This is a genomic window from Amycolatopsis sp. lyj-90, from assembly GCF_046549035.1.
Classification (GTDB): domain Bacteria; phylum Actinomycetota; class Actinomycetes; order Mycobacteriales; family Pseudonocardiaceae; genus Amycolatopsis.
The window spans coordinates 685,980-700,990 of record NZ_JAJPWP010000005.1 but is presented as its reverse complement, the minus strand read 5'-3'; the positions used below and the strand labels follow the sequence as shown (position 1 = coordinate 700,990).

The window sequence follows — 15,011 nt, the reverse complement described above, 5'->3', positions numbered from 1 at the left end:
GAACCCCCTCAGGTCCGCGGACCGAGGAACAACCCGCCGCTCGCGTCGAGGACCTGCCCGGTCACCCACCGGGCGTCGTCGGAGGCGAGGAACGCGACGACGTCCGCTATGTCGTCTTGGTTCCCCAGCTTTCGGTGTGCCGTGAGGTTCGCGATCGCGGCCTCCAGCTCGGGCGTGAAGATCCCCTCGTTGGCCTCGGTCCTGGTGGCGCCCGGCGCGACGACGTTGACCGTGATCCCGCGCGGCCCGAGCTGCTGGGCGAGGGTGCGGCTCATCGTCTCGAGCGCGCCCTTGGTCATCGCGAAGGACGCCTGCGCCGGGTTGGCCATGCGCGTGGCGACCGAGGAGATGTTGATGACGCGGCCGCCGTCGTTGATCGGTGCTCGCTGGATGAGGAAGTACGGCGCTCTCACGTTCACCGCCATCAGATGGTCGAAACTTTCGGGCGTGTCCGTCTCGATGGGCCCCGCCGGTGGCGCGGCCGCGTTGTTGACCAGGATGTCGAGGCTGTCGATGCCTTCCAGGGCTTTGTCGACGCCCTCCATCTGTGCCAGATCCGCTTGGCTGCTGTCGTGCCTCAGGACGTTGACGCCGTCTCTCTCGAGCCTCCGTGCGATCGCCGCCCCGATGCCCTTGGACGCCCCGGTCACCAATGCCGTCTTCATGCGCACCCCAGATGTTAGTGACTAACACTTTGATAGTGTCTACCACGTGAGCCTCCGAGATCGCCAGCGCGCCGAGACCCGGCTCGTGCTTCAGACACACGCCGTCCGCCTCTTCACCGATGTCGGCTATGACGCGACCACCGTCGCCGACGTCGCCGCGGCGGCCGGGGTCTCGGCGATGACGGTGTACCGGCACTTCCCCACGAAGGAGGACCTGGTCCTCTACGACGAGTACGACCCGGTGACGGCTTCTGCCGTGGCCGCTCAGCCTGCCGGTCCTTTGCCTTTGCGGATCGGGCGCGCTTTGGAGTCGACTGCCGCTTTGGGGTCCTCGTCGGAGAAGGCGTTCCTGCTGGCGCGGCTGCGGCTGATGATCTCGGTACCTGCGCTGCGGGCGCGGCATCTGGACAGCCAGTACGCGACGGCTGATGCGATCGTGGCCGCTCTTTGTGGGGCTTCGCCGGCGCCGGAGGAGGAGTTTCGGGTGCGGGCTACGGCTATGGCTTGCCTGGGGGCGGCGCATGTGGCGCTGATCCGGTGGGCTGAGACGGATGAGGAGGGGAATCTGGCGGGGTTGATCCGGCAGGCGCTGACCAGCGTCTTTGGTAGCCAACAGCCAGGCTCGCTCGCCGTGCCGACACTCAAAGAAGAATCTCCTCCGGGCGCCTGTGAACCACCTCTGCCGTGGAACCGACTGTGAGTGCAGTGATGCACTCTTCGAGGTCGCCGCGATGATCTTCGTTCGCGAGCTGACGGACCTGCTGGGCAACCATCAGTCCGTTGACCAGGACTATCGGATACCTGTCCTCCACGATCTCCACCTGAGCGTTTTCCGAGAACGCACCGGTGGTCACGTAGACACCTATCCACCCTCGCTGGAGGCGGGCCACCACCCGGGCGACCTGATCAGCAGAGATCGTGGCATCAGGCTTGACACATTTGGCCTGCCCCAAGACAACAAGCTTGGCGACGGCCATTCCTGTACCCACATCGAGCCTTCCGACAAAGTCGGTTCCTCCATCCTGTGATGGTCGTGTCAACCAACCTTCGTGATACTCGATACCGTGGCGTCGGATGATCCTGGCAGCCACGGCGGACGCAAGATACTCGAAGTCATGCTTCCGGCCATCGAATCGCTCGTAGATCGCCTGAAGATCGACCTCTTCAATGCTGCCTTTCAAAGGCCGTTGATCCACCAACTTGTGCACAGCTGCACGAGAGACACGTCGGCGCAACCGCGGCAGCGCAACGGAACCTTCTCGAACCCATCGCCTCCACGATTCCGGTGCACGATCGAGCGTCTCGTCAGTCGACACGCCCGGGTCTCTCCGGGCGTTCACCCACGCCCAATCAAGTTGATCATCCTCTGCGGAGAGATCCAGCATGGCAAGATCGAACACATAGTTGACGAACGTCGATCCATTGTTGCGTGTCCACTGGACAACACGTTCCGCACGCTCGACGATGCCGAATCCACAGAACTCGATGTACCCCTTGTCCCGCTTGTTACGCCGCACAGACCGAAAGACCACCAACGGCACGGCAGGCTTTCGCAATTCGGGCTTCGGTGCATGATGAACCTCCCAAGCAGCCAGCAGTGTCCTGTTTCCCAAAGTGCGACCAACAGGCTCCGCTGTGTCACTTTTGTGATCGCCGAAGTACCGAACGTGACCGTTGTTCAAGTCGAAGACGTCATGCCAAGGAGTCTGCTCCGATCCCGCCTTCCACGGGCTGGACCGGATGAGGACGACGGGTCGTCGATGGACGTTCGACACTTCAATGGAGACAGGAGAATCGATCCCACGCTCCAGTTGCACCCTCGATGCACCTTCCAGCGCCGTCACATGAAAGAAGTTTCTGAACCCGTCGACTTCAGGTTCCGATGGGTCCTTCGATGCCGCATACCTGAGCACTTCGCCGACCTTGATCATGGTCCGCTTGTCTTCCATGCGACGACTGTGCCACAAAAGTTCCTCGCCAAGACACCATAGTGTGACATCAGACGGAATTTGCCGGTGCGCACTACTTCTGATTCGACACCCAGCCGCAAGATGCGCTCGACAGCAATTCGACTGCCTGTCGGGTTGGCACGGGCGACCGGGTGTTGCGAGTATGAACCCGTGAAGCTGGAGGCATCGACCGGCGTCCGGGCCAGGATGAGCAAGCAGAAGTCTCGGAACACCCGGATCGAGATGGAACTACGCAAAGCCTTGTTCGCCCGAGGGTTGCGGTACCGCGTCCATCGCAGGCCGGTGAAGGGCGTGCGCCGGGAAGCCGACCTCGTGTTCGGTCCCGCGAAGGTCGCGGTCTTCGTGGACGGTTGCTTCTGGCATGGCTGTCCGGAGCACGCGACCTGGCCGAAGAACAACGCCGAGTTCTGGCGCACGAAGATCGAGACCAACCGCCGGCGTGACCTGGACACTGACGCTCGCCTCGTCGAAGCGGGCTGGTTGGCCGTACGGGTATGGGAACACGAAGCAGTCGACGCCGCGGCCGCCCGCGTGCACGAAATCGTGCTCGGCAGGCGGCCGGGCCGATGACTTCACCGCACCGGTGAGATGTGTTGGAAGTATCCGGGCACTCCCCCGACAGGAGAGCCGATGAGCAACGTGCGATCCAGGAAGCTGTTGTTCAGCTCGCAACTCGTTTCGGGTAGCAACACACACGCGTGACATGCGGCGAGATTGACGCTGTCCGCGCCACTGGCACCGGATTCCATGCACAAGGGGTCGTTCGAGCACCACGAAGCCCGAGCGAGTGCTGATCGCAGTGTCTCGGAAAGACTCTTCGGATCACCCTGGGCGACGATTCCGCCAAGGCTTCCCGCCGAGTCGCTGGTAGCGGTGTAGAGAAGGATGCCGGCCATCGACTCGTTCGCGTAGAGGCGCTCCCGCAGAGCGGATGCCGGGTAACCGCCGTCGAGACTCCACTCGTTGATCAGGACGTGTGCCAACGTGTGGAGCAGCACGAAGCGGGGAGACACGGGTGATCCAGGTGCCTTTGCCTTCGAGTCCGTCCGTGTTCGCTCGCGGAGAAGCGCGAGATGATTCAGCCGCATCTGCTCGACCTGCTTGATCACCTCGGGCTTGGTCTCCCACGCTTGCAACCGGTCTTCGTCGAACTTGAGGAACACCCCCTCCCCCTTGACCTCGATCGCAGGCAGCCAGTTGATGTCGGACTGATGAAGTGCGGCGAGTCGATGATCGGGTTCACTCTCCAAGGGGGCGACGCCACGAGTGAATCCTTGCAACGCACGAACTTCGCGCAAGCGCTTCACCAGCATGCTTTCCGCGATGCCCAGTTCGCGCACCGGCGCGAGATCGCCTTCCGGACTTTCGCAGATGAAATCCTGCCACTCGGCCGAGTGCCGCTCCGGGTTGCCGTTGCGCAAGCGATCGTATTCATGCTTTCGCAGGTCTGTGTAAGGATCCCCGGAAGCAGCTTCAGTTCCACTCGGAGAGGCTTTCTCGGCGGCTATTTCACGCGCGACGGCCACCACCTCCTCAAGAGTCGTCTTCACCCTTTTCAGGTGCTCTGGCCACCTCTCGAAGTGTCGGCGAACATCGCTCTCCGGTTCTCCGAGCAGTCTTGCTTGCTCAAGCAACTTGTGAACGCCTTCACCCCACGGCGGAATGGACAATGCGCTTCGCATGACCGGATGCCATGCCGACGAAGAACCTCGCTGCATGGTTCGAGGGTGACGTGCGCAGGGCTGAGGCTTGGCCCCACTGAGCCAGGGGCGCCGCCCTTCGCAGCGAATACCCAGGTCTTTCAATGCTTTGACGCGAAACGCGCCCTCCATCGACACGCTCGGAACGCCACACGAGCACTTCACGACAACGGACCGGAGAGACGCGGCGCTTCCTTCCGTCTGCAGTGTCAATTTCCCACCACAGAAGCCACCCTGCAGCGCGTTCCCACGATGCACCCACTTCCAATAGGGGAAATCATCGATATGCCCGTCGTCGCACGCGAGAACGAATCGCGAGGGCACCAGGTCTTCGTCACAGTCAGGGCAGCGAGCACGACCGGGAAGGCAATTGAAATCCGCGTATGGCCGGAGGGCATCGCAACCCGGGCACGAGTAGAAGTCGGGGAATCGCCGTACCCGGACACCGTCGACGCCGTAATCGGGGTGAGGTGCCGGCGGCAAGCGAAAGAACGCGACGCCGGGGAGCACGTTCGCGAGCCTGCCTTCCTCGATCTTCGGTGCGTCGTCGATGTTCCACGAATCGATCCCGGAGACGATGAACGACTCGTTGTCGATCGCGATCATCGCCCCCACTCCGTAAGTGGTGACAAGCTGAGAACGCCGCACCGCACCGAGTTTGCGCGCCCGCGGACGGGCCGGACCACCGGCGCTGCCGCGTCTGGAGGATGGAGGAGGAGTCATCGTCGTCCCTACCTTTTCTCAAGAAACAGTGCCGACTCGGCATCAACGTCACGGAGACTCCAGAGCGTGTCCCAGCTCAAGTCGTCTTCGCCGCTGTCAAAGCTTTTCAACAGAGCATGTTGTCGAGTTCCTCGCTTGGCCTCGTACACGAGGCCTGATTGGGCCTCTGCTTCCTCGCGCCACCACGTGATGAACTCGTCGAAGCACTCCTCCGCTGCTTTCAATTCCTTGTGATCGACCGACTCGACTCGCTTCAATATCTCGGGTCGCACCGTCGAGTTGATCTCGGACAGGAAGGTCTCGATGTCGGCGGCCGCGTCGTTGGGAGACGCCTTTGCAATCGTCAGTCGGGTGAGCGCGACGACGACCGCGTGGAAGCCACGGTCGCGAGCGCGTGCCGAGAAGGGCGTCACGCTCGTCGACTCCACCTCACGGTAGAGGGCGGAGTGGAAGCCGGGGAAGTTCTCGTAGTGGGATCGGTCTCTCGAACGCGCCGAGTTGAGCATAACGGCGATGAGGCCGGGATGCCGGCGACCGACCCGACTCGTCGCCTGGATGTACTCGGCCGTCGTCTGCGGCTGTCCCATGACGGCCATGAGCCCGAGCCTGTCGATATCCACGCCGACGGAGATCATGTTCGTCGCCAGCAGGAAATCCAGAGCCTCCCGCACCGGAAGCGCGATTTTCAGCAATTTCAGATATTGGGGGACGGCACTCGAGTCCGCACGGCTGCTCAGTTCGATGTGAGCCTTCATAGGCCGCGCATTGTTCGAACCATCCCGCTTGGCCAACAGCTCCAAGCGGTCCTGTACATCGTCGAGTACCTGCAGTTCGGCCGCCGAGAGAAGGCGAAGGCTGTTGAAGTATCCGACGAGCGTCCAGTAGGCGTCTTTCACAACGGGGTCGGCCGTGGTTCGCCACACCGCATGGAAGAGAGCCGCGTAAGTCCTGACAAGCAACGTCGCCTGACTCGTGGCAGGCGTGAGCAATCCGACGTAGCGTCGAGATGCCTTGTCCGACCGTGGGGTTTCCACGGCGAACCACGAGTCCCGTGCGTCGAGACCCGCAGGCGGGAACTGGGCCAACTTCCGATCGAACAACGCTCCCACCTGCCCGGACGCACGCCGGATCGTCGCGGTCGAAGCGACGATCTTGGGCCGGTCGGCCAAGACGTCCACTGCCGTCTCGTAGAGGCCGGTGAGAGTGCCGAGAGGTCCGGAGATGAGATGGAGCTCGTCTTGGACGATCAGCTCCGGCTTCCGCACCTCGCCATCGAGATCCCGGTTGAACAGGGCAGCTGTCTCGGGCCGCCAAGGCATGGAGGCGAATTTGTCCACTGTGGCGATGACGAGTGTCGGATGAGCGTCGTACACGGCCTCGTCCACGAGATGCACAGGCAAGCCCGCGTCGGTGTTGAACTCGCAGTCGCCGTGCGGGCAACGGACGATCATGCGAACCAATCTCGGACGGACCTTGTAATCGTCGGCGCTCAAGGATTCTCCACACCATGGGCAGGAGTGGAGTTGCACCGGGTTTTCTTTTTGCAGTGGTTTGTCTGGCTTTGCCCGTAGCTCGTCCAGCCTCGCCTGGGCCCTGTCGAGCTTGTTCGGGGTGGCCGACTTCCCCACCCACATTCCGATCGACACGGGAGCAGTACCGAGGTCGCCCTTGCTCCGTTCGGCACGAACGCGCTCCATGGCGCAGATCAACGCCGCCGCACGCTCGAACTGTTGGAGAGTCAACAAGCGAAGGGTGTAGCGCATCAACACGGTCACACCGCCACCGTGCTCACCGTCGCGGAGACGACGGAGGAAAACGGTGAACGCCACAAGGCCGAGATATGCCTCGGTCTTGCCGCCACCGGTCGGGAACCACAACAGGTCGGCGATCTCTCGGTCCTCGTGGTCCGGATCGACGATGCCTTCCAGGCAAAGCAACATGAACGCGACCTGGAACGGGCGCCACTGGCCTGCCTCGGGATCCGGTGAACCCACCCGTCCGTTTTCGATCCAGTCCGCCCGGCCGCGTTGGCGGCTCATCGCCTGGTTGGCCAGACGAAACGCCTCGAACGGCAGCGGCTGGTCGGGATCCGCCAACAGCGCGACTCCGCGCCGCATGCGTGCGAGTGCTCGTGAGCAGAACTCGATCTGTCCTCGCGCGACGTTGTCGTATTCCGTCCTCTCCAGCTCGAGCATCTCCCGTCGTCGCTCCTCGATCCAGTTCGAGTACCCGTCAAGCAGGCTGCCGAGAGCCTTGCCGACTTCTTCGACGCTTCCGTTTCCCAGTCGGTGCATCCCGAGTGCGTCGGCGTCGATATCCGGGTTCGAGTCGGTCAGCAACACCTCATGACTGGGCATGAACTCCGTGCGAACGGACCAGACCGCGGCACGTTCGGGCATCGGGGTCCGGACAGGAGGAGCCTCCCATTCCCAAGCGACCGCGCAGCCGTGTCCGGTGGCGAAATTGGGCGCGTGCCGGTGCAACAACCGACTCAACGCGTGTTCGTCGTCGACCGCGTCGAAGGAAGCCCTTCGCTCGACGAACGGTCGCGTTCCTTCCGCGCCGAACACCTCCAGCTCGGACTGGAAGAAACAATCTGCGTCCTGCAAGTCGTAGACACCCACGCGGCGCGTGTTGACCAGGGTCACCGTCACCGACACCACGCCGTTGACATCGACAGACCGAACCAGTGTGCGTAACTCGAGTCCGTTGCCGAACTCTGTTCCGGGCATGCCGGGCTTCGTGATGTCGATCTCCACCGGCTCGAACTCGACGGGGAACCGACGCCAGCGTTCCCGCTGCTCCTTGGTGCTGCGGGCTTCGCCGCGATGCGGCTCGACAGGCCTGCCGTCTTCATCCTCGGGTAAATACGTCGCAACTCGGACCTTCGCGTATACGACCGTCGCGATATCGGCATCGACTGCAAACGTGATGCCCATCGACGACGGTTTCCGCTGGTTGGCCAGCGCGACTCCGAGGTCGGTTTCACCTTGCTCCGGATCGTCACCGCGAATGATGTCCGGCGGCGTGTCCACTCCATCTTCTTCGGCAGGCTGGTCCGACTCCTCGATTTGAGGGAACAGGACACCGATGGGATACGCCGTGACCGGAGCATCTGAGGCCAGGATCTCCTCTGCGTCTCCCTGGGGACCGAGCAGGTCTGCGCGCAAGGCGGCACGAAGTTCGGTGCGCAGCGAATAGTGCGCCGCGTGGGGGGAAGTGGTCACGAGTGGGCATGTCCTTCCGGGAGTCGCTCGGCGTGGGTCCAGTCGAATCGGCCGAGGCCGCACAAGCGAGGAGCGAGCCATACGCCGCGGTCGCCGAGGCCGTGGCGTTCAGTGAGAGCGCCGGGGCCGACGACCGTCTCCACGCAGTCGATCTGCAGGCCGGTGATCCGACACGGCCATCGCTCCACGCGGAAGTTGGCCGATTGCTTGAGCAGACGCCACAGGTCATGTCGGAAGTTTCTTGAAACCTCGCCGATGGGCATGCCCTCATGGAAGATTCCGTACGGCGGTGTTTCGGTGTCCGACGAGGGCAGATCGTGAACCCTGTCGAGACTCACCGAGTTCCCTGGCAGAACGGAATCGAGCAAGTACTTCGCTGCGGCCACTGGATCCCTACCCGGTGCTTGTACGCCCGCGGGGGCTTCGTGGCACACGTCGGTCTCGATGCTCTCGATGCCGGCACGGACCCAATTCTTGTGACCGGCCGCGTACCAACGCGCGATCGGCTTGTAAAGCTGTTCGCCCTTGCGCAATGCCCAGGTCTTGGGGCCTTCGACGCGAAACAGATCGTCGCGAGGACGTGTCATCGCGACGTACAGAAGCCGCGCCTCGGCGGCCAAGTCGCTCTCGTCGATCCGGCGCTGCTCTTGTGCGGAGAAGCCGGCGACCAGTACACGGTCGAACTCCAGCCCCTTGGCGCGATGAACCGTGGACACGACGACGGACCGGGAAGGCAACGCCGTCAGGTCGTCCGGCAACCTGCCGTCGGCTGTCGCCCGGCGCAGGGCTTCCGGGTCGAGCCGGTTACGAGCGGCTCCCGCGACTGTCCTCAACGAACGCCACGTTTCGGCGACGTCGAGATCTCCGGGCAAGCCGAACTCGGGCAACAGCTCTTCGAATCGTTCCTGACTCAAAGTCGCCACGCCTGTGGCACCGATCAACCCCGCCACCCAGGCAGGGGCGGCGCCCGACCTGGGCGACCTCTGGATGCGGTGCGGTATCCCGATCTTCATCAGCTGCTCGGCCATCAGCAGAACCTGAGCATTGTCACGGCACAGAATCGCCGTCGTGCCGTCAAAGTACCTCAAGGAGTCCTGCGCAAAGGGTGTATCGAGCCTTCCGAAGAGTGGAAGAGCGGCGAGGCAAGACCGGAGCTGCGGGAGACGGGCTGCCGCCTCTTCGTCGTTCCGCAAGTGCGCTCCGAGAGGCAGCGCCACCCGCGCCTCGACGGTACGGGCACGGAAGTTGTCGTCCAGCACCACTTCGTGGACTTCGTCCCCGAAAGAACCGCGCACCCAGCTGAAGAAATAACCTGTCTCGTCCGCCCTCTCCTGCGGGTCTGCCACCTGAAAGCCGTAGATCGACTGGGCTGTGTCACCGACGACGGTGAACCCGATATCGGGGAAATGATCGAGGAAGCTTTCGACCATATCGCGCCGCAACCCGACAAGATCCTGCACCTCGTCGATGATGACGTGGGTGGGCTTACCTCGTTCGGTGTTCTCGACGGCGCCGTTCAGGATTTCTTGTCTGGCCAGCTCGATCCGATCGTCGAACGTCATCCTCACCAGCTGTTCGGGCGGGTAGCCCACTTCGGAAAGAAACGATGACGCCCAGCTGTCGAAAGTCTGGGCGCGCACTCGTCTGCCGGCGACCGCGTTCCGCCCTACCCTGCCGCGCAGGACCTGAGCGGCAGCACGGGAAAACGTCCAGATCAGGATCTCCGAGGCCCCGACTCCCTCGGCCTTCATGAGGTGTTCGACCCGATGGACCAGCGTGGTGGTCTTGCCCGCCCCTGCTTGCGCCGGGACCAGCATTTTGGCGTCCCGCGCGCTGGTGACGATTCGTTGCTGAGCAGGCGTGAGTGTGAATCCGACGTCCTCTGGCGCCATCACCCTTGTCCCTTCTGCCAGAGGTGTTCGAACTTCGTGAACGCGAGGTCCTGGTGGAAGTTCGTGATGTTGTCACGCACGTCGAGAATCAGGCAGCTGTCCTTGCCGCCGTTGCGGGTACCACGCAGTCCCCGCCCGATCATCTGCTGATAGTCGTTGGGGCTGTACACGGGCCGGGCGATGACGACCGCACGGGTCGCCGGTGCGTCGAATCCTTGAGACAGAACGCCGTAGTTGGTGAGAACCCGAATCCGCCCCTTCCGGAAGGACTCGATTCGCTGCCGTCGCTCCGGCGGCGGAGTCGCGGAGTCTATCGCAGCGGATCGGACCCCTCGATCGCCCAGCTTGGCTGCCAGGAACTTGGCATGACTGACCGACGTCGCGAAAACGAGAACCGGCCAGCCCTCCGGCAGAGCCGCGATTTCTTCCAGGAGAAGCTTGTTGCGGGCGTCGTCTTCGGCAAGGCGTTGCTCCGCACTTCGGGGAAGGAAACCTTTGATCCCACTCAGCTCGTCAGGGTCCAGCATGATGTCCGCGCCGGACAGCTCACGGTGTTCCACCCGGGCGAGCACTCCGCGGTCCTGCAGGCTGAGAATCGGTTCGCCGGAGAAGATCCCGTCGTCCAGGCGCAGGTTGCCGAACCTCTGCACCAGTCGTCTCGTCAACTCCGCGTCGGTGCGGAACGGCGTCGCCGTCAGACCCACGAGGTGACGCTCGGTCTCACGATGAGTGAGACCGAGGTGCTCGAAGATCGACGTGTACTCGCGGGAAATCGCCACGTGAGCTTCATCGACGAAAACGATCGAAGCGTTGCGCAACCAAGCGTATTCATCCGAGCCTAAACAGCTCCGCAACTTCGCGTCCGTCGCGACGACAAGGTGCGGCCGACCGGTGACGGGCGTCGCGGAGTTCGTCGTCCACAGGCGGTCGATGACCAACGACCGCTCGGGGCCGACTTTCTCCCAGACATGCTTCCAGGACTGAACAGCCTGTTCACAGAGTTCGCTGGTCTGTGCGATCCACAGGATCGGCCCATCGGGGACGCCGTCCTCCCGCACCCACCGGATCGCCCCCTCGGCCGTGACACGGGTCTTCCCCGCCGCCGTCGGCAAGCTCAGCATTCCGCGTTTCGGCACCTCGGCCCGCAGCAGCTCGGTCAGGCGGATCGCGAGAACCTCCTGATAGTCGTGCAGCTCGGGGAACGCGGTCGGACCGTCGGCCTCCTCGCGCATGGGAGGAGCAGGGATCCGAACGCCGGCGAACGAGTCGGGGAGGCCGAGATCGGTCACGAACCGCAATGCCGCCGGCCCCCCATCGAAATGGGTCGGTGCGGTCTCGAAACGCTCGGCGATGTCCCTCGCGTGCACTCGGAGCACACCATCGTCGTGCGCGTTGTACGCCAGTTGAGCCAGCCTGTGGCCATCCGGCTCCCGGCCCGTCTCCGACTCTTCACTCGCGACCAGCCCGGTCGGCAGCCCTTCGCGCAGATTGTCCTCTCCCACCAGGAGGAAGATCTTCTCGACCAGACTGTCGCTTTCCCGGATCGTGTCCAGACGTGCTTGGACAGCACTGTTCTTTTGCTGATCGCGGTGCGCCTCGAGGACTCTCTGGCACCCGACGACGCCAAGCTCCCAACCGAATTCCTTGTCTGCCAAGACGAGAACGTCCTCGGAAGACGTGTCCTCCGGAACGAGCACCGTGTTGTCCTGTCGGGCGCTCCTCAATGCAGCGGTCCGCGTGCCTTGGGGAGTTCTGGTCATCTCCTCGAGCTCGCTGCACCACTGCAGCCGCAGTCCCTGGACTGCCATCGCACCCAGACGCTGCCGAAGCGGCGGGTATTCGTCGCTGATCAAGGCGGCAGGCCTGCTGTAGACCGCGCGCAGGCGCTTCTCGACGACATCGGCGACTCGGCGCATGCCGAGCTCACGGATCATGAACTCGACCTGGTCGATCTGTTCCGGGGAATCCACCAGAACAGCGGGATGGCTCTCCTGGACAAGGGTGGCGTACTCGTCATCGGTCGTGGCCACCGCGATGTCACCACGCGGCCGCAGCTCCCACGCCTGGCCGACCTGGCAACGCATGGTCTCTTCTCCCTCGACGAGATCGGAGGCGTACCGGGAGAGCAGGGCATACGCGTTGCCGACGAACCTGTCATCAGTGCTCGCCCGCACACGTCCGAGGAACTGGGCCCACCGCCATGGATCCAGGTCGTCGACGGACACGGTCATCCCCAACCGTCGAGCCTTGTCCGGACTGATGTCCGCGACAGGGAGCGCGGACGCGAACTCGCTCAGCTGAGGTCCGACCGCTTCGCTCACGGCGACGAGCCCCGTCGAGGTCTCGACCATGCCCTGGGTCCGCAGCAACCAATTGACCGGCGACAGCACCCGCGCCCTGGTGCTCACCTTGGCGCCGATCTGCCTCGTCCAGTGTTCGATCAAGCCTTCGTCGGGCATCGTGGACAGGAACGCGGCTTTGCCTTCGTCGGACAGCTTGTGGAACAGGTGCAACGGTCCGGCCGTCGGAGGGCCTTTCAATACCACCGTCTGAAGCTGCACCCTGCTCGCAGTCGCCTTCAGCGTCCGGCAGTAGTCATCATGCGCCCACTGGTGGTACTCGTCGAACCAGCCGTTCAATGGCGGTCGATGGCCCGTGGTCGGTCGGTCCGTCATGCCGAGTTCCCGCAGAGCCGCCAGATCGTCGGTGTGGAATCGGACATCCACGGTCACGCGAGCGTCACGCGAGCCGTCTTCGGGCACGACCGCTCCTGGCAGGAGGCAGGACTCGATCGGACGGAACACCCCGGCCACGGTCATGACCCGGAGCCCGGCCGACTTGTCCTGAACCACGTTCACGAGGTCCACTCCGCCCGCCGTGCGGAACAGCTCCCAGAACCTGGTCCACTGTTCTGCGCCGTAACCGGAGAACCCCTGGTCGAGGACGCTGCGGAGGCGTCCCTCGGCATCGGCTTCACGGATGCCGAGCCGGTCGAGGTCTCGCAGGATCTCCGGATCACCGGAGATCCTGCGATCCACGTACACCAGGTCATCCTCGAGACCGTCTTCGTCGTTGAGCCGGAAAACGCGGCCGGCTGTCGGCGCGACGAACTCACCACCTTCGGTCAGGACGACCTCGGCCGTTCGCGCCGAAGCCGCGATCTGACGGATCTTGAAGTCATCGGCCGCGATTTCCTCGAAATGCGCCACGATCCGGATGGCGGCGATGGAAGCCTCCGGCGTTCCGTCCTCGACAAGAGCCTCCAGCCATGAGGCGACACTCTCGGTCTCCTCACCCGACGCTGCGAGGATGTGGTTCACCTTTCCCCTGCGCAACCCGCTGATGTCCGCCGACCCGTGCAGCCAATTTTTCGGCCTGCCGGGATAAGCGGCCCACAGCTTCAGCGCCGCTTGGCTCAACTCCGGATGGACGCGCAGATCGGCGGGTTTGCGCAGGACCCCGTCCTGATCGGGAAGTGAAGGCCGGACCGCGGCCAGGGCCCACACCCTTTCGGTCAGGTACTCGCACGCCCAGTTCGGCGACTCCTTGGCACGTCCGGGCAGCAGCGGCAAGAACGCGGCAGGGTCTTCGGCCTCCACCAGGTCCGGCAGTGAGGAAACAACGAGGTCGGCGGCGGCGCCGAGCAGCTCGATGTTGAGTTCGCTTCCGGACAGGAGGTGCTGCCGGTCCTCGTTGGTCTTCCACGCCGTATTGACGACACCGCTGAGCGTCGTCGCGTACTCGGTCGGGAAGAACGACCAGAACTCTCCCCTCTCATGCGGCACCTGACACACGGTCTGCCCGCGGTCGTTCTTCGTGACCGAGTACTCCGGAACGGCCCAGGACATGTCGATCACGACACGGTCGTGCAGTTCACCCGCACCGAGCCGCGTGCGCTCGCCGACCTGGTGCTTCCGGGAAAACACGCGGTACTGCTCCGAGCGCGCTTTCCGGCCAGCACGAGCCTCGTGGATCACGTGACGCACTCCGTCGTGCTCGACGGTGATCTCACGACGGACGACCGGCAACTCGCGGCGATCCTCGAGCACCATCCGACGGACGTGATGCGAGAACACCTGGAACAGGCGAGGAAACTCGAGGACGTCCCTGCCGAGCAGATCACCGACGCCGAGCACCAACGGCAGCCGGACGACGGTCGCCACCCCGGAACCCATCAGCTCGTCGAGGACGGGATCGGACGAGCGTTCCCGGTCCTCGTCCAGCGGCCAAGCGAGCCTCAGCACCGGAGTATCGCCCACCGTTTCCAACGGTTCCTCGCCGTTCTCCACCCGTGCGGCGTTGACGGCCGCGAGGATCTCCCCGGCGGAACGCTGCGCGTCGAACCCGAACGCCCCGGACCGACTGAAGAACTGCGGGGTGTCGGTCACGGTCAGCACCGACTTCACTCCGACACCGAAGCGACCGATCTGACTGCCGCTCTTCTGCGACACCCCCATGCGCAAAATGGTGTCCGCTCCCTGCTCCGAAATGGGCGCACCGTCGTTCGCGCAGTACAGGTGGGTTTCGGTGAGAACGACCTGGATCGTGCCGTTCCGGTGTTCGGGCGCCCGCATCTCGTCCGCACCGTTCTGCACCAGCTCGAACACCTGGCGTTCTCCGTAGCCGCCTTGGTGGATACGACGTTCGGCGTTGGCATCCTCTTTGATGCGATCGGGGTCGAGCGCGTAGGTCCTCAGCGCCAGGCCGTCGAGCCTGTCGATCATGACGAGCACGGCACTGGCCGCGCGATCGGTCATCGCCACTTCTCTCTCATTCCTTGGGCGACGGGCTCAACGACCACCGCCACCTTGCTCCTGAGTCGGATCGGGATTCG

Annotated in this window: 8 protein-coding genes; 2 read left to right on the top strand and 6 right to left on the bottom strand. The window is 63.7% G+C overall.

What is annotated here, in order from left to right:
* Positions 1–8: 8 nt before the first annotated feature.
* Entirely contained in the window at positions 9–665 is a 657-nt protein-coding gene (locus ACLJPX_RS22635; protein WP_410601816.1) for an SDR family oxidoreductase, read from the bottom strand.
* Positions 666–711: 46 nt separating this feature from the next.
* Here ACLJPX_RS22635 and ACLJPX_RS22630 point away from each other — a divergent pair, with 46 nt between their 5' ends.
* Positions 712–1,365, top strand: coding sequence for a TetR/AcrR family transcriptional regulator (locus ACLJPX_RS22630; protein ID WP_410601815.1), 654 nt, complete (start codon positions 712–714; stop codon positions 1,363–1,365).
* On the opposite strand, the gene ACLJPX_RS22625 is transcribed toward ACLJPX_RS22630, so the two are convergent.
* The gene (locus ACLJPX_RS22625; RefSeq protein ID WP_410601814.1) at positions 1,307–2,614 is read right to left on the bottom strand and encodes a restriction endonuclease; all 1,308 of its coding nucleotides are present in this window, start codon (positions 2,612–2,614) and stop codon (positions 1,307–1,309) included. The two genes, ACLJPX_RS22630 and ACLJPX_RS22625, sit on opposite strands and share 59 nt — an antisense overlap.
* Positions 2,615–2,821: 207 nt before the next feature.
* On the opposite strand from ACLJPX_RS22625, the gene ACLJPX_RS22620 reads away from it, so the two are divergent.
* Positions 2,822–3,205, top strand: a complete 384-nt coding sequence (locus ACLJPX_RS22620) for a very short patch repair endonuclease (protein WP_410601928.1) — start codon at positions 2,822–2,824, stop codon at positions 3,203–3,205.
* 2 nt (positions 3,206–3,207) lie between these two features.
* Here ACLJPX_RS22620 and drmB read toward each other — a convergent pair whose 3' ends face one another.
* Genes drmB through ACLJPX_RS22600 form a run of 4 tightly spaced genes read right to left on the bottom strand, consistent with a single transcriptional unit; the run spans position 3,208 to position 14,934 of the window.
* Positions 3,208–5,058 (bottom strand): DrmB family protein, encoded by a 1,851-nt coding sequence (gene drmB, locus ACLJPX_RS22615; RefSeq protein ID WP_410601812.1) that lies wholly within the window; start codon positions 5,056–5,058, stop codon positions 3,208–3,210.
* Positions 5,059–5,066: 8 nt separating this feature from the next.
* A complete protein-coding gene (locus ACLJPX_RS22610; protein WP_410601811.1) occupies positions 5,067–8,285 on the bottom strand; it encodes a helicase-related protein in 3,219 nt (1,072 codons plus the stop codon).
* A complete protein-coding gene (locus tag ACLJPX_RS22605; protein WP_410601810.1) occupies positions 8,282–10,177 on the bottom strand; it encodes a UvrD-helicase domain-containing protein in 1,896 nt (631 codons plus the stop codon). The genes ACLJPX_RS22610 and ACLJPX_RS22605 overlap by 4 nt, the downstream gene beginning before the upstream one ends.
* Complete coding sequence (locus ACLJPX_RS22600; RefSeq protein ID WP_410601808.1) at positions 10,177–14,934, bottom strand: DEAD/DEAH box helicase; 4,758 nt, start codon at positions 14,932–14,934, stop codon at positions 10,177–10,179. Before ACLJPX_RS22600 ends, ACLJPX_RS22605 begins: the two co-directional genes overlap by 1 nt.
* Positions 14,935–15,011: the final 77 nt, after the last annotated feature.

Coding starts and splice junctions, on each gene's coding strand:
- ACLJPX_RS22625 (WP_410601814.1), bottom strand. CDS start 2,614: ATGGAAGACAAGCGGACCATGATCAAGGTCGGCGAAGTGCTCAGGTAT.
- ACLJPX_RS22605 (WP_410601810.1), bottom strand. CDS start 10,177: ATGGCGCCAGAGGACGTCGGATTCACACTCACGCCTGCTCAGCAACGA.
- drmB (WP_410601812.1), bottom strand. CDS start 5,058: ATGACTCCTCCTCCATCCTCCAGACGCGGCAGCGCCGGTGGTCCGGCC.
- ACLJPX_RS22635 (WP_410601816.1), bottom strand. CDS start 665: ATGAAGACGGCATTGGTGACCGGGGCGTCCAAGGGCATCGGGGCGGCG.
- ACLJPX_RS22600 (WP_410601808.1), bottom strand. CDS start 14,934: ATGACCGATCGCGCGGCCAGTGCCGTGCTCGTCATGATCGACAGGCTC.
- ACLJPX_RS22620 (WP_410601928.1), top strand. CDS start 2,822: ATGAGCAAGCAGAAGTCTCGGAACACCCGGATCGAGATGGAACTACGC.